The organism is Sphingomonas desiccabilis, from assembly GCF_004135605.1.
Lineage (GTDB): Bacteria > Pseudomonadota > Alphaproteobacteria > Sphingomonadales > Sphingomonadaceae > Sphingomonas > Sphingomonas desiccabilis.
This window is the reverse complement of sequence record NZ_SDPT01000001.1, coordinates 676543-695900: the sequence shown is the minus strand read 5'-3', so window position 1 is coordinate 695900 and position 19358 is coordinate 676543. Positions and strand designations below refer to the sequence as shown.

Annotated in this window: 14 protein-coding genes; 4 read left to right on the top strand and 10 right to left on the bottom strand. The window is 64.3% G+C overall.

Annotation, left to right across the window (positions count from 1 at the left end):
* The first annotated feature begins 149 nt into the window (after positions 1-149).
* Together EO081_RS03265 and EO081_RS03260 are read left to right on the top strand one after the other, a co-directional pair.
* Positions 150-2054: a polysaccharide pyruvyl transferase family protein gene (locus EO081_RS03265; RefSeq protein WP_129340485.1), complete on the top strand. Its 1905-nt coding sequence runs from the start codon at positions 150-152 to the stop codon at positions 2052-2054.
* Entirely contained in the window at positions 2051-3343 is a 1293-nt protein-coding gene (locus EO081_RS03260) for a polysaccharide pyruvyl transferase family protein (RefSeq protein ID WP_129340484.1), read from the top strand. The genes EO081_RS03265 and EO081_RS03260 overlap by 4 nt, the downstream gene beginning before the upstream one ends.
* Before the next feature lie 5 nt (positions 3344-3348).
* On the opposite strand, the gene EO081_RS03255 is transcribed toward EO081_RS03260, so the two are convergent.
* From EO081_RS03255 to EO081_RS03245, 3 genes are all read right to left on the bottom strand, one after another.
* Positions 3349-4878 (bottom strand): lipopolysaccharide biosynthesis protein, encoded by a 1530-nt coding sequence (locus tag EO081_RS03255; protein WP_129340483.1) that lies wholly within the window; start codon positions 4876-4878, stop codon positions 3349-3351.
* A gap of 235 nt (positions 4879-5113) precedes the next feature.
* Entirely contained in the window at positions 5114-6271 is a 1158-nt protein-coding gene (locus EO081_RS03250; protein WP_129340482.1) for a hypothetical protein, read from the bottom strand.
* A 169-nt stretch (positions 6272-6440) separates the two neighbouring features.
* Positions 6441-6833 carry a hypothetical protein gene (locus tag EO081_RS03245; protein WP_129340481.1) on the bottom strand — a complete coding sequence of 131 codons (393 nt, stop codon included), beginning with the start codon at positions 6831-6833 and terminating at the stop codon, positions 6441-6443.
* 339 nt (positions 6834-7172) lie between these two features.
* Between EO081_RS03245 and EO081_RS03240 the strand changes: the two genes are divergently transcribed.
* Positions 7173-8543, top strand: a complete 1371-nt coding sequence (locus EO081_RS03240; RefSeq protein WP_165284473.1) for a sugar transferase — start codon at positions 7173-7175, stop codon at positions 8541-8543.
* A 36-nt stretch (positions 8544-8579) separates the two neighbouring features.
* Here EO081_RS03240 and EO081_RS03235 read toward each other — a convergent pair whose 3' ends face one another.
* The 7 genes from EO081_RS03235 to EO081_RS03205 all read right to left on the bottom strand — a co-directional run bounded on the left by EO081_RS03235 (position 8580) and on the right by EO081_RS03205 (position 17441).
* On the bottom strand, positions 8580-9989 hold the full coding sequence (locus EO081_RS03235; protein WP_129340479.1) for an exopolysaccharide biosynthesis polyprenyl glycosylphosphotransferase: 1410 nt from the start codon (positions 9987-9989) through the stop codon (positions 8580-8582).
* 328 nt (positions 9990-10317) lie between these two features.
* Positions 10318-10893: an FKBP-type peptidyl-prolyl cis-trans isomerase gene (locus tag EO081_RS03230; protein WP_129340478.1), complete on the bottom strand. Its 576-nt coding sequence runs from the start codon at positions 10891-10893 to the stop codon at positions 10318-10320.
* A gap of 120 nt (positions 10894-11013) precedes the next feature.
* A complete protein-coding gene (gene rpsU / locus EO081_RS03225; RefSeq protein ID WP_125961043.1) occupies positions 11014-11220 on the bottom strand; it encodes a 30S ribosomal protein S21 in 207 nt (68 codons plus the stop codon).
* A 209-nt stretch (positions 11221-11429) separates the two neighbouring features.
* Complete coding sequence (locus tag EO081_RS03220) at positions 11430-12998, bottom strand: alpha/beta hydrolase (protein WP_129340477.1); 1569 nt, start codon at positions 12996-12998, stop codon at positions 11430-11432.
* Positions 12999-13258: 260 nt separating this feature from the next.
* On the bottom strand, positions 13259-13651 hold the full coding sequence (locus tag EO081_RS03215; protein ID WP_129340476.1) for a response regulator: 393 nt from the start codon (positions 13649-13651) through the stop codon (positions 13259-13261).
* 66 nt (positions 13652-13717) lie between these two features.
* On the bottom strand, positions 13718-15895 hold the full coding sequence (locus EO081_RS03210) for a sensor histidine kinase (RefSeq protein ID WP_240697520.1): 2178 nt from the start codon (positions 15893-15895) through the stop codon (positions 13718-13720).
* A 310-nt stretch (positions 15896-16205) separates the two neighbouring features.
* The gene (locus tag EO081_RS03205; RefSeq protein ID WP_129340475.1) at positions 16206-17441 is read right to left on the bottom strand and encodes an EAL domain-containing protein; all 1236 of its coding nucleotides are present in this window, start codon (positions 17439-17441) and stop codon (positions 16206-16208) included.
* A gap of 565 nt (positions 17442-18006) precedes the next feature.
* On the opposite strand from EO081_RS03205, the gene EO081_RS03200 reads away from it, so the two are divergent.
* A complete protein-coding gene (locus EO081_RS03200) occupies positions 18007-19350 on the top strand; it encodes a UDP-glucose dehydrogenase family protein (RefSeq protein ID WP_129340474.1) in 1344 nt (447 codons plus the stop codon).
* The last annotated feature ends 8 nt before the right edge of the window (positions 19351-19358 follow it).

The following is a 19358-nucleotide window of genomic DNA, read 5'->3' as shown; positions in this document are numbered from 1 at the left end:
GGATACCGAGGCGACGCCAATCTATGGTGCGGCGCGCGCATCGCGAAACCACCCGCGCAGCGCCGTTGCCGCTCCCTTTAGCGCAAGCTGTTTTGCACCGCAGCGTAGAGCCGCTATAACGCCGGACCCACAGAGCCGAGGAGACTAGTTTGACCGACGTTGCCGCCCCGCATGTTGAGGCGCTTCCAGCTTCGGCCGGCAGACTGTCTGACACGCATAGCTCGTTGAAGGAGGCTCAACAGCGGGCCGTCTTGAGGTTCATGAGCCTCGACGCCCTTCTCGGTAAGAAACTGCACACGCCCGGCAACGCCGTACAATTTGGCGTAGATGGTGCCTCCCCGCTCCCCCTGCTGCGGGGCCTTGGGTGGACTGTCGGGTTCAGCCGAGCACATCCGGAAACGGCCGCAGACGCGCGGATGCTGTACAAGCTTGAAGAAGCAGCGGCGCAAGACGAGAACGGCTGCCGCATCGCTCTCCAGCTAGGAATCCAGCGTTTCGATGCTGCGGAGCGGGCGTTGGTGGACGAGATCTTCGATGCGCTCCCGCTTGGCGCACTTTTGGTCCTGGAAGTCGACATCGATCGAAAGCGCACGCTTCTCGCCAAGCAACTTGGCGAGGCGACAGCAGCATTACAGCACGTGGCCTCCTTGTCCGGCGCACGAATCGACGCGGCGCGCCCGGTGCTCAATGCCTACTGGATTGTCGCCGAGAAGACCGCGAAGATAGAGAAGCAGCAAGCGGCGAAGGCGCTCAAGGCGTTGAAGCGCTGGCAGCGACTTGCCGCGCTCGGCAAGCTAAGCCAGCCGCTCGCAAGTGCGCTCGACGCTGGTTGGCGCCTAGCGGCACAGCTGCGCCGACCGGAGGTCGCACGATATCGCGCGGTCAATCTGATGCTCGAACGGCGATATAAGAAGCAATCGACCCAAGCACGAACTTCCGGACGGCCGCCGATCATGCACCTCGGGGTGCATGTGGCGGCAAATGCCGGTGACGCCGTCCTCTTCGAAGCGGTCCGCAGCGCTTTCGACGTTCCAGCCGACATCGGCTGGGATCTGAAGAACGTGCGCGACCCCGTGGACGAGGCGCTCATCGCCCGCATCAACCGCGGCAGCGGCCTGGTGATCGGTGGTGGCGGCCTGTTCCTCGTCGACAACAGCACCAGCGCCATCTCTGGCTGGCAATGGCCTGTACCGACGCCGCTGCTCAAGCAGATCGAGGCGCCGATCGCCGTGTTTGCGGTTGGCTACAACCGCTTCCGCGGCCAGGTGGAGTTCCCAGAGGTCTTCGTCGAGAGCCTGCAGTTGCTGGTCGAGAAGAGCGGCTTTGTGGGCATCCGCAACCGCGGCAGCATGGAGGCGCTCCGCGGCTATCTGCCGCAGCACCTGGCGGACAAGCTGGTCTATCAGCCTTGCACCACCACGGTGATGAGCTACCTCAACATGCCGCGGGCGGCGCGTCCCCCCAAGCGAGATGACCGCCCGACGTTCGTGCTGAACGCCGCCTTCGACCGCTTCGGCCTGCGCCTGAAGGGGCGGGAGGCGCCGACGCTTGGCGGCATGGCGGCAATGGCACGCCGTGCTGCAGACCGCGGCTGGCGCGTTATCCTCGTCGGCCACGTCTTCGATGACGAGGCGGTGGCGCCGTACCTCGACCAGGCTGGCGTTCCGTATGAGGTTCGCCACTTCACCGGCGTGTCGACCGCGGAAATCCTCTCCTTCTACGAGAGCGTGGACCTAGTCGCCGGCATGCGCGGCCATGCACAGATGATCCCGTTCGGCATGGGGACGCCGATCATCTCGCTGGTGGCTCACGACAAGATGCAGTGGTTCCTCGACGACATTGGCCATTCCGATTGGGGTGTCGAGTTCGATAGCCCCGACGTACGCGATCGGATGGTCGCCGCATTCGATGCAGCGGCAGACAACATCGACCTGCGCCGCCAGCAGGTCGCTGCGGCGCGCGAGACGCTCTGGAAGATCACGCAAACCAACCTGGCTACGATAAGAGATGTGTTCGGATACAAGCCTGCTACTGGGAGCGGCGATTTGTCATGAAGGCTTTCTTCATTCGCGATAACACCGACAAATTCAACTGGGGCGCTCGAGCGACCAGCTCTGCATTACGTGAGATTATCAGCCGAAATCATCAGATTACGTTCTCAATCGGGGGTAATTATCTTTCGCGGTGGTATCCCGAAGGAACGCGGATTTCTCATTCGCAATATCAGAGACTTTGCCGGAAGCTTTTCCGACAGAAGCTTCTGCGGACGCCTGGCATCGGGCCAGTAGCAGGCGGCGTCCTGAATGGCCTGGGACGGCCCCGAGGATTAACGCACGACTTTGATCATAACATTGCACTTCTGCGCGAGTATGCAAGGTTTGATGAGGCGGTGGCGGCGATGTTGCGCGGCCTAGATGAAGCCGAAGTTGTCATTGCCAATGTTGAGGGGGACGGGATTTTCCGAACGGAGCCTCGGCGACATTTCCTTATGATGATGACGTTGGCGGCTTTAGCGCAGGAACTGCAGAAGCCAGTCTTCTTCGTGAACGGGATGTTGTCGGCGGATCCTCAGTCGGGCATCAACGAAGAGACGATCACTGCCGCCGCGCCGGTGTTCGAAAAGTCTCGGTTAGTCGCGCTTCGCGAAGCAGCTTCCAAAAGCTTTGCCGACGAGTGGTTTCCGCGGGCGCCAGCCCGCACAGTCGCCGATGCGCTCTTTGTGTGGCAGCCCAGAGTGGAGGCAATTTCGGAGCTTCCGCGAGATCGCTCCGCACTTTGGCCGTATGCGGAGCGTAGCGGCTGGCAAGTTCCGACCACTGCACAGGCGGGGCGGTACATCGCTGTCGGTGGGAGTTCTGCGGCAGCGTGGGATCAGAAATCCGCACGAGTGCAATATGCAGAGCTCGTCAGGTCGTTGAAGAAGCTCGGGCTTCCGCTTGTTCTCGTTCAAACCTGTGAAGGCGACGCCTTCCTTGAATCCGTCGCCACGGAAACGGACGTACCGTTTGTGCCGGTCGACATCCCCGTCATGGCAGGCGCGGCACTGCTCGCGAGAGCCGAAGTGTTCGTGAGCGGCCGCTGGCATCCGTCGATCATGGCGACACTGGGCGGCACTCCCTGCGTCTTCATGGGCTCCAACTCTCATAAGACACGGAGCCTGCAGGAGCAGATCGGCTACCCCCGCGTTCAGGAATATGCCGCGATCCCAAGTACGGATGAGATCGAGGCCATCGTGGAGGATGTCGAGGCGGTGTTCGCGGACTCGTCGAGGCGCAGCACGATCCTTGCCAAAGCACGAGAACTCTCGGCGGAAGCAGCCTCCCTCTCGAACCTATTGGTATGATCCTGCTATAACGGTGCGGCGGCTGCTTCGGTTTTGCTCGCGGGAGCGAACCACCGAAGCAGGGCGCCGCGCTGGGGCAATACCAAAAGCAGAACCGAGAAGCCCGCAAATCCGCACAGCAACAGGATACGCTCGCCCCATCGGGCAAGAGTGCCTTCACTAAAGGTAAGCACATCGAAGCCCAGCGCCAGGGTCAGCCCTAGAAGGGCGAAGTGGTGGATCCAAAGGCGCACATGTGGGTGCGCGGTACGTTCGATCTGGAACTGCCCCACCATGGTCACTCCGATGACCATGAGCGTGAACGACACCATGGTGACGAGCGCCGCCCCCATATAGCCGAGCACGGGGATGGCCAGCAGGTTCATGGGCACGGTGAGGAGCGCAGGGATCGTCACCACCGTGCTCGCGAGGCCGGTACGCTTCGCGTAGAAGAACTCCTTCAGAAACTGCGTGTAGACGGCGTTCATGTAATAGGCGCCGACGATGATCGGCATGACGGCCGTGCTCGCCGCGAAGCTCGGCGGGGCCAGGATCGCGATCATTTCTGGCGCCAAGAGGGCGCCTGCCAAAGACAGGATGCCGATGATCGATATGATGGCGCAATCGATCGCGACGATCGTGCGTGCATTCGCACCGTCCCGCTTCATTTCGTAATAATGCGGGACGTATGAGTTGTTCAGGCTCGTCGTCACGAACGATACGAGTTGACCGCCGCTATAGCCGAGCTGATAGATGGCGATATTGTCCAGGCTCAGGAAGCGCGCGAGGATGACGCGATCGGACAGGTTGTTGAACCAGTTGCCGATCTTCTGCGGAACAGTCAGCAGCCCATAAGAGAGGTTCCGCCGAACGTCCGACCAGGAAAACGGCGTTCCGCGGGGGATATCGCGCAGGAAGCCGATGGAGACGGTCGTCACCACCAGGAACGAGCTTACGACATACCCGGTGAGCGGTCCTTCTGCGCCCCACCCTGCCCAGAGGATCAGGGAAACTCCGATCAGCGCCTGAAGGACCAGCTGCGCCAGGCGAACGAACACGAACCGGAACGCGCGCTTCTGCGCCCGCAGCAGCGCCTGCTGGAAGCTCAACGTCCCGTCTAGTGCGGATCCTGCGGCAATCAGACCGACGTAGGGAAAGGCGGGCGTAGGATCGGAAACGATATAGGGCCACCCGACGGCGAGCAGCACGCACATCACTGCGCCGATCACAACCGATGAGACCATCCGCAGCACAAAGCTGCTGTAGATGTATCGTGCGAGCCCCTCGCTATCCCGCTCCTCGTAGTAAAGGCGGGTGGCGGCTGCATCGATGCCCAGGCTGCTGATGATGTTCACGGCAGCAAGCGTCGCGAGGCAGACGCTGACGAGGCCGTACTCGGCCCGCGGCAGGACGCGTGTGTAGATCGGGATAACGGCGAACGGCACCAGCTTCTGAAGGGTGAACCCGACCAGGTACACAAGGACCGATCCGGTCGCCTGCCCTCCTGCGCTTCCCGAAAGGCGACGTTTCAGGCGGCCGAATTTCTTGGCGAGCATGAGGCAGGTATTCCGTTTCCGCTATATGCTGACCGGCCATGACGGCAGTTTTGCGCGGTGGCAAGCAGACGGCGATCAAACGGCGCTGCAATGCAGCAGAACAGCCAGAGCGGGCTTGGTTGCAGCAGAAATCTACCTAGTCCGCCAACGGTAGAGGCCCGCCCCTCCCTCCTGATGCTCCCGGCGCCGCCAGACAGCGACGTGCGGAGATGGGACCCCGAGCCTCGGGCAGCGATCAGATCGCCGCGGTAGCCGGTAGCGCCGCCCGCCCCGCCGCACCCCGGTAGCCCCGTCGATACGTGAGAGCGCCCAAGAACAGGAAGATCGCGAGCACAGGAGGGAAGATGAAAGCGCCATCCAGCGCAGCCATCGCCAGATAACAGATCGTTCCGCCGATCGCCGCCCTGCGCAACATCGGAAGGGTCCGTAGCCGAGAGGCATTTACCAATATCGGAAACGTCAATGCCAGCATCACGAACAGAAATCCGATCAGGCCGAAACTCTGCAGGAGACCGAGGTAGATGATTTCCTTGATGCTAACCCTCGGGGCACCGAACCAAGTGATCACCAACTGCTCCACCTGGTAGAAGCGCCCGCCAAGGTTGGAGTCGAACAAATTGTCCGATGTCCAGCCGAGGAACGGCATGATGATCACGATGCCGCCGACCGCAGCCAGGCCCCCCAGCCACACAGGACCTCGATTGACGCGGACCTGCCCTAGCGCAACCATAACCCCACCCATCACGACCATCCCGAACCACGCCGAGCGGCTCAAGGTCAACAGGATCGCCAGCAGGAATGCCGCCATCCAGGCCCGCGACTTTTCCGCGTAAAGATAGACTGGTCCGAGGGCAATCATGCAGACGCCAAAGATGTTCCCGTTATTGTACGTCGACACCAGCTTCATGAAGCCGCCCCGGCGATTGTTCTTCCCGAACACTTCGGCGGCATCCGCAGCATTCATGGTCAGATAGGGGATGGCGATAAAGCTCTTCGTCAGGGCATACATGAAGAAGTTCATCAGCCCCCAGGCGACGGCGAACCGTACGCACCATTTCAGGACCGTGCAGATCTGCGCCTCCGTCAGGTCCTCCAGATAGGGAGAGAACAACCCGATGATGATGACAGGGAGGATCAGGAAGTTCGTTCCGGTAACGAGCAGTTCCGCGGGACTGCCGAACGCGGTCTCCACCTTGTATACCGCGAACAGGCCGACCGGCAGGTACGCGAGCAGGACATGGAGAAGCGCGGCAGGCGACAGCACCGGCCGAACGATGAGGCCAATCAGCGCAAAGGGTGCCAACGCTCCCATCAACAGGTATCCGAAGGTGACCGGCGTACTGCCCGTGCTGAAGCCCGCCTTTGCCAGGGCGACGTTCGTCACCATCAGCATGACGAACGCCCAGAACACCGTTCCTCGCTGTCCGGTGAGATAATGGGCGCCAATCTGCCGAGCTCTCGCATGGACGCTCGCGGGGAAAGTGGCGGAAGGTGCCTGCGCAGCTTGCATGGGAGCGGTACTCTGACGGAAAAATCGAGCCTCTTTGCCCTGTCTGGGGCGGTCAATACAAGCCGGCGTCATCCTCCCTCAGAATGGAAGACGTCGCATCCGACGTCATCGCTTCCTTTGCCCCGACTGCCTTCCGCTCCTGAGCGCGTGCGATCATGAACAAAAGCACTGGCCAGAGCATGGTATTGGCGAAATCGCCGACGGTGTCCCGGATGCGCCATGCTTGGAGGTGCGGCCAGCCTTCTGCGAGATCGGCCGCTTCGTTCAGAAGCTCGAGCATGACCAGCAGGAACAACGGCCATCCTGATGCCATCCCGCGACGGGTTAGGAGCGAGCAGCCGACGAACAGGGCGAGCCCCACGTGGATGTGTGCGATCGAGCGGCCGACCTGCCCGAACGGTGCGGCAACATCCTTTACGGCTTCGTACATCTCCACCAGGCTCATGCTGTATCTCTGCCTGCCCCTTCGACGTGCTTACCTAAAATTGCCTGTAGACACCTGTGCGCACCCGCACAACGCGGCGTGCCAGCGGGACGGCTTGTCGCACCGATTTGAGAACGCCTTTTCCGCGTGAACGCCCGGCGGTTCCCGACTTTTGGTTGATCTTCCGCCGTTTACCGCCTCAAATCAGCCATACTCACCATCCGAAGCGCAACGACGCGCGATCTGGTGCAGAGCAGCATCGCATGCCGCCGTGTCTCGACATTCGGGCACTAAAGGCGCAGGATTAACCGTATGGCTGCATCTACTGTCCTGGGGACATCGGGCGAACGGAAGGCCGGCTTGAGCGAGGGCGACTACCGCCCCGAATCCCCGCGCGCCTCCGCCAAGCACGCCATCCGGGTTCGACTGGCGCTCGGCCTCATCCTCCTGGATATGCTCGCCATCACGGCCGCGACGGGCTTTGTAGGCTGGCTGCGGCTGGGCGAGGTAACCAGCAACCGCCTCACCACCCTCCTCATCCTGATCCTGCCGCTGTATTTCGTCGTGGCGGTACAGCGGGAGGCATATCGACCGACCGCGATGATCAGCGCCACCCGCAGCACGCGCCGGGCCTGTTTCGCCATGCTTGCGGCCTCGATCATCGCGATTGGGCTCGGCTTCGTTCTCAAGGCTTCCGACGACCTGTCGCGCGTCGTCGTCATCGCGGGCACCTTGGCAAGCTGCGTCGCCCTGGTTCTCTCGCGCGCGCTCTATGCACGCTTCGCACTGGCACGGCTTGGCGGCAGCCCGGACAGCGAGATCGTGCTGGTCGACGGCATCCAACCACCGGATGCCTGCAGCGCGTTGCGGATCGACGTGGAGCAGATTGGCCTCGCGCCCGACATCAACGACCCGATGATGCTCAGCCGGATCGGCGGCATGATCTGCCATGCTGACCGCGTGATCGTCGCCTGCCCGCTCGAGCGGCGCGCAGCCTGGTCCCTGGCACTCAAGGGTGCTGGCGTGAACGTGGAGGTGCTGGCCCCCGAACTCGATGCAATCGGCGCGATCGGGGCCACCCATTATCACGGGACGTCCACCGCCCTTGTCGCAGTGGGTCCGCTCAACACCGTCGATCGCTGCCTGAAGCGACTGTTCGATCTTTCCGTGGTGATGCTGGCCCTGCCGATGCTGGCCCCGGTGATGGCGCTGGTGGCTATTGCCATCAAGCTCGACTCGCCCGGCCCCGTGCTGTTTGCACAGAATCGCGTCGGTCAGGGCAACCGGCTGTTCCGCATGCTCAAGTTCCGAAGCATGCATGTCGGCAAGCTCGATCACAACGCGAACAAGCTCACCACCAGGGACGACCCGCGCGTGACCCGCGTCGGCCGATTTATCCGGAAGACCAGCCTCGACGAGCTGCCGCAGATCCTGAACGTCCTGCTGGGCGACATGTCGATCGTCGGCCCGCGCCCGCACGCCACCGGCGCACTGGCTGGCGACTCCCTTTATTGGGAGGTTTCCTCGCACTATTGGAACCGCCATGCGGTGAAGCCGGGTCTCACCGGCCTGGCGCAGGTCCGAGGCTTCCGCGGAAACACGGAAACGGACCGTGACCTGATCAACCGGCTCCAGGCCGATCTGGCCTATCTGGACTCCTGGACCATCTGGCGCGACCTCGTGCTGGTGCTCCAGACCTTCCGCGTCCTGGTGCATCGCAACGCGTTTTGATTGCTGCTGCCGCCGCGGGAGCCGAAGCGCAGGGCCCTAGAAGGCGTTGCGGTGGACGAGTACTCGGACGGTCTGCGCCACGATCAGCATGTCCCGCCAGATGGTCCAACCATGCAGATACTCAAGATCGGCCTGCAAGCGGTTGACCAGGTCGCTGCGGTGATTGGTGGCGCCGCGATAGCCCCGAATCTGTGCCAGGCCGGTGAGACCCGGCTTGGCCGCGTGGCGGTGCCAATAGCGCTCGTCGATCTCCCAGAACAGCTGATCTTCGGCGCGGGACCCCAGCGCGTGCGGCCTCGGGCCCACGATCGACATGTTGCCCGCGAGGACGTTCACCAGCTGCGGCAGCTCGTCGAGACTCGTCCGCCGGAGCAAGCGGCCGACGCGCGTGATTCGATCATCGTCGCGCGTCGTCGAGGTACAGCCATTTTCGTCGCATCGTTCCGGCCGCATGCTGCGGAATTTCAACATGTGGAACATTCGGTTTCCGCGGCCGATTCTCCGTTGAACGAAGAACACGGACCCCGGGGACTCCACCCGGATGGCCAGCGCGATCACGCCCAGCATCGGCGCCAACAGCAGCAGCGCAACGCCTGCCACCACGATGTCGAACAGGCGCTTGACCATGCGCTCCTCGATACCGAGCGGCCCCTTGGCGACGATCAGGGTCGGGTCCTCGCCGAAACGGGCGACGCCGAGCGGAGCCAGGGCCGTCAGTTCCGGCGCGAGAACCTCTCCCTGCACGTTCGCGCCCTGCAGGGCATGCACCCACGCGTGCCTCCGCTCGGCGGCACAGGCAACGACGACGCGGTCCGCCTTCTGCAGCGCGACGGCAAGGCGGTCGTACATCATCGGGTCGTGCACTCCCGGATCGAAGCTGGATGCGGCGAGAATCGTCGAGAAACCTGCCGCGCGCGATCGGGGGAACATCCCTTCGTCCGAGAGGAGGACCACATTGTACGGATTGCCGCCGATGATCCGCCGCGCGTCCCGCAGGAACAAGGTCCGCGCGACAGCCAGCACACCGAAATTGACGACCGTTCCGGCTGCAACCACCACCCGCGACAGGTCCGCACTTGCTCGCAGGTAGAAGGCAGCGAACAACACCGCACCGGCTGCGAACAGCATCGATCGGAGCGCGCGGGCTACTCCCGTGCTCCTGCGGTCGATCACGGAGACGGCAAAGGCGCCGCTGCTGAAGGCGGAGAGAAAATAGATTGGAAGCATGGCAACCCCGATCACCAGCCCCTGCCGTCCACCGCCCGGGCTGTAGAGCATTCCGACCAGGAGAAAGCTGCCCAGGATCGCCAGGAGATCCAGCAGGCCCAGGAACAGGATCAGACGCGTCCTAAGGACACCGCGCGAGGGCTGCCAACGTACGGCCCGGCGTCCAGACGCGAGCAGAGGCCCGGACGGCAGTACCCAGTGATCGGCCTCTCCGCTCATCCCCCCACCCCCGGTTCGGACACGGCAACGAACAGACTATAAGAGGCCAATTATAGTTAACTCAAGCGAAACGCCGGAAGTACTGATCCACTTCGGTGACACTGCCCCGATGTGGCGCAAGTCCCGATCCCGCAAATACTGACGCTCTACATAGGCCAATTGTAGGCGCCCTCGCTTCATGGGAGCTCCTGCGGCTTGTCTACCTGCCAATTCCTGAAGGGAAGGAAGCGCGCTTCCCATAAAGCAGAAGGCCCGGCACGCCACGACGGCGCACCGGGCCCAGGAAAGGATCGACCGCGCGGGATGCGTAGGCGCGGCCCAGCCGGTCTTAGCGGCCCGGACCCTCCGGCCCCGGACCACCGGGAACTGCGCCCCCCGGACCAGCCGGAGCGCCGCCCTGCATCATCTGCTGCATCATCTGCTGGCGCAGCACCGCTTCGGGGATGAAATCGAGAAGCTCGACATCGAACTGGAGCGTGATCTTCGCCAGTTCTGCCGGCTCGCCGGTGAGCGGCGGAGCACCGGCCGGACGCGGCGCGCCGTAGCCCAGGTGCGGCGGGATCCAGAAACGGTACTTTGCGCCCTTGGGCATCATCTTCAGCGCCTCGGCAAAGCCGGGGACCACGCCACGCACCGGCATGGGAGTCTGCTGGTTCTGGTCGAAGACGCTTCCGTCCGGACGCTTGCCGACATAGTTGATCAGCGCGACGTCGTCATCGGTCGGAGCAGGCCCCTCGCCCGCCTCGATGATCTCGTACCGGAGTCCGGACTCCGTCACCTTGCTGTGGGGGGTTCCGGCCCACGCGAGCGCCGCAGCTGCTGCAACGATCAGGGCGACGCCGACCCAAAGCCAGACGAGGTAGCGGCGCTTCACGGGCTGGAGCGGGACGGCAGTGACGGACATGAACAGCGATCCCGCTTGCGTCAGGCGCGCGTAGCGGCGCCACGACGGCGATGAGAAAGATTGGGCAGCCGAGAAGGCCGCGACGTACGGCACCCGGAAGCGGGTGCCGTACGGGAGCGCTTACCGGGCGTTGTCACGCTCCGCACGCTTGCGCTCGAGCTTGCGAGCACGACGCACGGCAGCCGCACGCTCGCGAGCGCGCTTCTCGCTCGGCTTCTCGTAGTGGCGGCGAAGCTTCATCTCGCGATACACGCCTTCGCGCTGCAGCTTCTTCTTGAGCGCGCGCAGAGCCTGGTCGACGTTGTTGTCGCGGACGATGATTTGCATGAGGCCGTCTAACTCCGATTCGTTCGTGCAATAGCAAAAGGTCGCCGGAGCGCAGGCCGCGGCGGTATGCGCTGCCCCTACCAGCGCGGCGCGCGGCGTTCAACCTTTTTCCCTCAAGCGCGCATCCGATGCGCAGCAGGAATATCGCGCCGCTCCACCGGGTTGCCGCCTGTGGGTATCAGCGTCGGACGATCGCCCGCTATACTTGTCTAGCGCGGCTTGGCGTTGCCGCTTCCGGGCGCCAGCATCTCGCGCAGCCAGTCCCCGACGAGCATCACCACGCGCGGCGACCCGAGATTGGAACCCAGCTTCGCAACTTCCTCTTCCGTCCCGGTGACGGCGCCGTCCTGGAACCAGTGACTCATCCCCTCCATCACCACCACGCGTGCGCGTGGATTATCTGCCAGCGCCGCGCGCGCGGCGGGGGCTTCGTGAGAGGCCACGACGAGCGGGTCCTTGGTTCCGAACACCGCCAGAACCGGGACCCGCAGCGTCGAGAGATCGGAGGCCGAGCGGAGCTGATTCGCCTTCCACGCGGCCGGAACGTCGATCATCGCCAGCGCGCCTTGTGCCGTCGCGCGCGGAAACCCGGTCGCCTCGAACTTCTCGATCACCGCCGCGCGCAGCGCCTCGATCGCGGCGGCATCCTTGCCGTCCATCCGCGCCTGGAGGAGCGCGATGGCCGCGTCCACTGCCGGGCTCACCTTTGCCTCGGGCCAGCCTGCAAGGATCATTTGACCGACAATGGCGCGGCGAAGATACGGCAGGCCGTCGCCGACAGATCCTGCAAGGGTGACCACAGTTGCGATGGTCGGATCGGCAGCCGCGACTGCGGGCGCGACCACACCGCCCTGGCTCTGCCCGACGAGCGCAATGCGGCTGCCGTCGATCTCGGGCCGGCGGCGCATCGCGGCTACGGCGGCAGTCGCGTCGGCGGTCAGCCGCTCCATGTCCTCCTCGTACGTGCCCGTCGACTGGCCGATCCCGCGCTTGTCATATTCAAGAGCCGCAGTGCCATCGGCAGTGAGCCGCTTGATGATCTCCGGAAATCCGCCGCGGCCGTTGGGTCCATGCCCCTGGATCAACACCGCGAGGGGAAAGGGACCTTCGCCCTGCCCTGCCGGCAGGTGCAGCGTGCCCGCCAGGGTCACGCGGGGCTCGGATTGTATGCGCACATCGACGGCGACTTCGGCAGGGCGGAAGGTTGCAAATGCTCGCGCTACGCTGGCGCGGTCTACCTCTCCCCGCAGGAACGCGACTGGTCCCAGGTTGACCTCGACTCGGGAGAGCCCGAGCGGCACCGAAAGCGACTGAGACTCCGCGGGGAATTGATGGGGAGCGACCCCACTGACGGAAACCACCTGCCACGTCGGCGTCAGCGCCACTTCCGCCGTCGCAAAGCGTGCATAGCCGGGTTCGCCGCCCTGCAATGCGAGTGTCAGGCGCACCGGCCTTGCCGCACGCGCCCAGAAGACGGCGGTCACGCGCTCACCGGACGGGATCGCGCCCGGGATCTTCATCCCTGCGCCGCTGGACCATGCTTCGCCTGGCACCGTCCGCGGCTGGACCGACACCATTCCGCCCCCGGGCACCCTAGTGTCGCGGCCGAGGGCGGAGGTCGTGCCGTAGGTCTGCCAGCGCAGGACGTTCTGGGTCTCCGCATGCTGCGCACCCGCCCGGCCCGGCACGACCATGCCGGCCGCGATCGCCAGCAAGAGGAGGAATGACGACAAACGGTGCACCGGCGGGCTCGGTACGATCCTGCTCGCCCATTTCATGGCTTCCCTCCCTCGACCAGGCGGTGCTCGGTTCGCCGCATCGAACGCGTCGGGAGCGTAGCGGTCAAGAGGGGGCCTCGCCCCGTGGAAGCCGCGCAGTGGCCGCTATTTCCCGGTTCGCCCCTTGGACCTGGGTCATGCGCCCGCTGAGGCGCCCCGACGGCCTGCGCTGGGCCGGTGCGGGGCCGGCGGCATCATCAGAGGAGCTCCAGGCCAGGCTTCGACCGGTCGTCGGCAGCCCGGGCCACGGGGCCTGGCGGTCAGAAGAGGATGGCGTCCTCGTCGGACTTGCTTGCGAGAATACGACCGATCGCGTCGAACAGCGCCTCCATGGCGACCGGCTTGAACAGCACCTCGTCGGCTCCGGCGGCGATGCAGCGCTCGCGCAGGTCGAGCGCCGTGTCCGCGGTGACGACGATCAGGGGCAGGTCGCGCTTGGCATCCTCGCGGGCCCGAATGCGGCCGATCGCCTCGAGCCCGTCCATGCCGGGCATGCGCAGGTCCACCAGCACCACGTCGAAGTCTTCTTCATCGATCCGGCGCAGCCCCTCCTCTGCCCGGTCAGCTTCGGCCATCGTCGCGCCCGCCACATCGAGCATGTCGCGCACCACCCGGCGATTCATGGCATCGTCTTCGACAAACAGGATGTTCATCGCCCCCGGATCCTGAAGGGCGTGGCGAGGGTCAGCAGCGAGGGCATGGTACCTAAGGCTATTGCGCTATGCCGCGCGCGAAACAAGGGGCGAATCGGCCGGATTCCCGCGTTTCGTCGTGAAGAGCGCCTCCACGAGCCGCGCACCCGACACGGGTTTCCCGATCACCTGGTCCAATCCCGCTGCTTTCAGCGCCGCGCGCGTGGCTTCGTCCAGGTTGGGCCAGAGAATCGCGGTCGTCGCGCCGGCGGCGCAGGCAGCGCTTGCAATCGGTTCGACCCGCAGCTTCGGGTCGTCCGTGCCGGCCGCCAATGCAGCCTCGTCGATCAGCACTCGCGCGATTCCGCCCCTGGCGAGTTCGTCCAGCGCCTCTTCGAGGCTTGCAGCGAAGCGCAGGTCGAGGACGTGGGGCGCGAACAGCGTGCGCATCATGCCGCGCACGATCGGGTTGCGATCGAGCACCAGCATGCCGGCTGCCTCCCCCTGGCCCGCATCCACCATCACGGGTGCCGGCGCTTCCACCAACGGCAGGTCGACGGTGAAGGTCGAACCCTCCCCCTCCACGCTTTCCACCTGGATGGTGCCGCCCAGCGCAACCGCAAGGTTGCGGCAGATGGTGAGCCCAAGGCCGGTGCCGCCGTACTGGCGCGTCGTGCCGGCATCCACCTGCCGGAAGGATTCGAAGATCTGCGCGTGCTTGTCGGCGGGAATGCCGATCCCGGTATCGTGCACCACGATCTGCAGGCGTCGCCGGTCGCCCTCTCCCACGGCCGCTGCCCGGACACCGATGCTGCCGGCATGGGTGAACTTCAGCGCGTTCGAGAGCAGGTTGAAGACGATCTGGCGAAGCCGGGTCGGATCGCTTTCGATCCATTGCGGCACATCGGCGCACTCCAGCGAGAAGGCGATGCCTCGACCTTGCGCCTGCTCCTCCCAGAGCCGCGTCGCTTCCTGGAGGGTGGCCGGCAGGTCGACGATGGTGGTGTCGATCGTGAAGTGGCCATTCTCCATCTTGGCCACGTCCAGAATGTCGTCGACCATGCCGCGCATCCGCATGCCGGCCGCATGGACGATGTCCACCCGCTCGCGCGTGGCAGGTTCCAGCGCGGAATCCGCGAGCATGACCTGGGTCATGCCGAGGATGCCGTTGAGCGGCGTGCGGATCTCATGGCTGGTGGTTGCCAGGAACTCGGTCTTCGCGGCGAGCGCCTTTTCGAGCGAGGTGTTGGCGATGCCGAGGTCGACGTTGACGGCACGCACCTCGTTGCGGCTGCGGCGGATCGTGACGAGGCCGAAGGTGAGCAGGCCGATCAGGATCGCGACTGCCGCGGCGATGCCGCCGAACAGGATCTGCTGGAACCGGGTGCGCGAGCGCTCGAACTCGACGTTTCGACGCAGTTCCTCGGCCTTCAGCCGGGCGATGCGCAGTTCCTGGTTCTGGAAATCGAACCGCGCCCCCATCAGCGCCGCCTTGGCGGATGTCGCGACGCTCAGCGCCTGCTCGTCCAGCCGGCGAAGCGCGAGCAGATGCTCGACCGCCTTCTCCGACTCCCCGCTGCGCTGGTAGATGCGGGCCGCCACAAGGTGGTTGTCGCGCATGGCCAGGGTGGTTTCGGTGGGAGGGATCCCGTCGAAGCTTCGCTCGATCAGGGTTCGCGCTGCGGAAAGGTTCCCCCGCTCCAACTGCACCCGCGCAGCGACGCTGTAGATCTGGGATCGAATTTCCTTGGCTTCGGCGCCCTCGGCCAGCCGCATCCCAGCCGCTACCGTATCAGCGGCCGCATCGACTCGGCGGGCGTTGAGCTGCGCTCGCGCCAGGTTCGCCAGGATCCGCACGCGCACGGCCGCCTCATCGCGGGGAGCATACTGAAGCGCCTTGATGAACGCCGCGGAGGCTTCCGGGAAGCGGTTCATCTCGTTGAGGACGTTGCCTCGCCCGTTGTAGATCGAAAGAAGCAGCCCCGGGTCACTCTGGAAGGCTTCCTCCGCCTGGCGGTAATAACGGAGGGAACCGGCGAAATCCCCTCCCTCGCGATAAAGAGAGGCTAGGCGTACCAGCGCAACAGCTTGGCCCCTCTGATCCTGTGCCTCTACAAAACTTTGGTGCGCCTTCTGGAAGTCGGCGAGCGCCGCTGAGACCTGCCCATCGGCAGCATAAGCGCCGCCCCGCGTCAGCATCAGGTCACCATGGAACCTCGGATCCGAGAGATCATCCGCCTCGCGCATTGCGATCTCGACCAGCACCCGCCCTCTCTCAACCTGGCCGGTCCGGATGGCAGCGTCTGCCTGCAACCAATGGGCTCGGGCTAGTTCTCGCTGATGGTCACCAGGTATCGCTCGCGCCCGCTGCTCCGCTTCACGAGCGATCTTCATTGCCTGTCGGGGATCAGACACCATGCGAGCTGCTGCGGCGGCGTTCAGCACTTCAAACTGCCGGGCCGACGCGATAGCTGGCACTGCTCCGAGCCACGCCGCGGCGAATAAGTACGCCATTACCGACGAGCCCTGCCCGCCCGACCGGCTCGACTGCGGCCGCGCACCAGCGTGTGTCACCTCAGGCGCTCTTCCAGAGGCGATCCGACCGCAGGAACGAAAACCGCTGGCTGTCCAGCGCCTTGAGATGCGCCTCTTCCTCCAGGAACAGCCGAAAGGCTTCGATCTCCACTGGGCGACTGACCAGATAACCCTGGATCATGTCACAACCCATAACGCTTAGAAGCGCCATCGCTGCAGGGGTTTCGACCCCTTCCGCCGTCACCTCCATGTCCAACGCGTGTGCCAAGTCGATGGTCGAGCGGACGATCAGGGGGTCCCGGTTGCTGCTGGTCAACTGGGTGACGAACAGCTTGTCGATCTTCAGCTCCTTGGCAGGCAACTGCTTGAGATACGCGAGCGAGGACAAACCTGCACCATAGTCGTCGATGGCGATGGCCACACCTATGTCTGCGAAGCGCTGCAGGTGGCGGATCGCACTTTCGGGGTCGCGGATCACCGCCGTTTCGGTGATCTCGAATCCAACTCGCGCCCCCTCATCCCCAAGGACCCGACAGGCCTGCTCGACGAAGCAGGCATCCGCAAGCAGCACGCCGGACATGTTGACGAAGATCGGCAGGTCATGCCCCTCGTCGGCCAACCTTCGCTGGTCCTTTAGAACGCGCTCCAGTGTCCACAACGTCAGGTTGCCGATGGCGCGGCTCTGTTCGGCGGCTTGGATGAATTCGCCCGGCAGCACCAACCCGCGAGTCGGATGGCGCCATCGCACCAATGCCTCGGCACTGGCGACCTGCTGACGGCGGACATGCACCTTCGGCTGGTACTGAAGGAATATTTCGCCCGCCTCGATCGCACGTGGAAGTTCGTGAACGAGCTCAAGCGGATCGATACGGTTCTCGTCCTCCGCATCATCCCGCACGACATCGCGCCCCTGCTCGCGCGCCTCGGCAAGCGCCTTCTCCGCAGCCTCGACCAGCCGAACCTCCTCGCAATCGCAGTCCCGGCCTGCCGCGCCACCGATTCGGAGACGAAGGAGATGGAGCTCTCCATCGAAGTTGAAGGGATTCGAGAAGCTCTGCTGCAGCCTCGCGCTCGCTGCCTCCGCATCCTTCACCCCACCTGCCTCGAACTCGACCGCTACGAGCCGATCCGACAACGGCCGGACGCGAGCTCCGCCAAGCTCGATGTGGCACCGCGTCGATATCTCATCAATGAGAGTTTCGGCTCTCGCGAGGCCAAGATGACGGCGCAACCCACTGAAATTCGCCAATTCTACCAAAAGGCGAATGCGAAGCATGCTGGCGTCACTCGCTCTCGGTGGAGGAACCGGGGCGAGTGTTCCTTTGGCCTGCCCTTCTAGAGCGCACGCTGCCGCAGAGGGCCCCACGACAGGCAGGGTTCCCCCTTTCGAATCCCTAATCGGCGTGAGCGAGGGCGGCGACATACCTCCACTCCATCCCACGCAGGATTGAAGGTCTGGTTAATGCGAGCTCACGGCATGGTTACCCTTGCATTAGGGTTAAAAGCTTGTTAACTACCGGGTGGATGCAGCCGAGGAGACCATCAATGCTGTTCGAAATTTTCGCTTTTTTCCGGAAGAGCTACGGCGACGACATTCAGCCGTTCTAAGCACCAGCGGTCGATTGAGACCGATGATTGACAAAGGCCGCTCGGAAACCGAGCGGCCTTTTTTGTATCAGGGGGAACCGACGACCGCTTGGCGGCAGGATGCGCATCCCTGATCGTCCCCATCCGAACTAATCCACGCTTTCCAGCCGCGCCGTTCGCCCATATGTGCCGGGAATGGTGATGCATTCCGGCCGTGCTGGAATGGCTAGCCCGGCAGTAAGGAAGAGCACGCAATGCGCATTGTCATGATCGGATCGGGATATGTCGGCCTGGTGTCCGGGGCCTGCTTCGCCGATTTCGGTCACGACGTGGTCTGCGTCGACAAGGACGAGGCGAAGATCGCCAAGCTGCGCGCGGGCGGCATTCCCATCTACGAGCCGGGCCTGGACCAGCTCGTCGCGCGCAACGTCGCGGCCGGTCGCCTCTCCTTCACCACCGAACTGGCCGCACCGGTGGCGGAGGCGGACGTGGTGTTCATCGGCGTCGGCACGCCCTCGCGCCGGGGCGACGGGCACGCCGACCTGTCCTATGTCTATGCCGCCGCGCGCGAGATCGGCGCGGCGCTCAAGGGCTTCACCGTCGTCGTCACGAAATCGACCGTGCCCGTCGGCACCGGTGACGAGGTCGAGCGCATCATCGCCGAGGTGAACCCCGGGGCCGAGTTCGCAGTGGCGTCCAACCCCGAGTTCCTGCGCGAGGGCGCGGCGATCGAGGACTTCAAGCGGCCCGACCGCATCGTGGTGGGGATCGAGGACGAGCGTGCGCGCGCGCCGATGGAGGAGGTCTACCGTCCCCTCTTTCTCAACCGCTCGCCCGTCCTGTTCACCGGCCGGCGCACCAGCGAGCTGATCAAGTACGCCGCCAACGCCTTCCTCGCGATGAAGATCACCTTCATCAACGAGATCGCGGACCTGTGCGAAAAGGTCGGTGCGGACGTGAAGGACGTGTCGCGTGGCATCGGCCTCGACAACCGGATCGGATCCAAATTCCTGCACGCAGGCCCCGGCTACGGCGGATCCTGCTTCCCCAAGGACACGCTGGCGCTGGTCAAAACGGCGCAGGATTATGAAGCGCCGGTACGGCTCATCGAGACGACGGTCGCCGTGAACGACACGCGCAAGCGCGCGATGGCGCGCAAGGTCATCGCCGCACTGGGCGGCGATGTCCGCGGCAAGTCGATCGCGCTGCTCGGCCTCACCTTCAAGCCCAACACCGACGACATGCGCGATTCGCCCTCGCTTGCGATCGTCCAGGTGCTCGAGGACGCCGGCGCCACTGTGCGAGCCTATGATCCTGAGGGAATGGAGGCCGCCCGCAGGCTGATGCCGGACATCGTCTACACCGACTCGGCCTATGCCGCCGCAGAGGGTGCGTGCGCGGTCGTGATCGTGACGGAATGGGATGCCTTCCGCGCGCTCGACCTCAAGCGACTGCGCCGCATCATGATACAGCCGGTGCTGGTCGATCTGCGCAACATCTACCAGCCCCAAGCTGTCGAAGCCGCCGGCTTTACCTATTGCGGCGTCGGGCGGTTCTCGGGCGCTTCGGAGCCCATGCTACGCGAAGCCGCCGAATAAGACTCGAA

Coding starts and splice junctions, on each gene's coding strand:
- EO081_RS03260 (WP_129340484.1), top strand. CDS start 2,051: ATGAAGGCTTTCTTCATTCGCGATAACACCGACAAATTCAACTGGGGC.
- EO081_RS03215 (WP_129340476.1), bottom strand. CDS start 13,651: ATGAACATCCTGTTTGTCGAAGACGATGCCATGAATCGCCGGGTGGTG.
- EO081_RS03250 (WP_129340482.1), bottom strand. CDS start 6,271: ATGCTGATGGTGACGAACGTCGCCCTGGCAAAGGCGGGCTTCAGCACG.
- EO081_RS03255 (WP_129340483.1), bottom strand. CDS start 4,878: ATGCTCGCCAAGAAATTCGGCCGCCTGAAACGTCGCCTTTCGGGAAGC.
- EO081_RS03230 (WP_129340478.1), bottom strand. CDS start 10,893: ATGTCCGTCACTGCCGTCCCGCTCCAGCCCGTGAAGCGCCGCTACCTC.
- rpsU (WP_125961043.1), bottom strand. CDS start 11,220: ATGCAAATCATCGTCCGCGACAACAACGTCGACCAGGCTCTGCGCGCG.
- EO081_RS03245 (WP_129340481.1), bottom strand. CDS start 6,833: ATGAGCCTGGTGGAGATGTACGAAGCCGTAAAGGATGTTGCCGCACCG.
- EO081_RS03235 (WP_129340479.1), bottom strand. CDS start 9,989: ATGAGCGGAGAGGCCGATCACTGGGTACTGCCGTCCGGGCCTCTGCTC.
- EO081_RS03205 (WP_129340475.1), bottom strand. CDS start 17,441: ATGCTTCGCATTCGCCTTTTGGTAGAATTGGCGAATTTCAGTGGGTTG.
- EO081_RS03200 (WP_129340474.1), top strand. CDS start 18,007: ATGCGCATTGTCATGATCGGATCGGGATATGTCGGCCTGGTGTCCGGG.
- EO081_RS03220 (WP_129340477.1), bottom strand. CDS start 12,998: ATGAAATGGGCGAGCAGGATCGTACCGAGCCCGCCGGTGCACCGTTTG.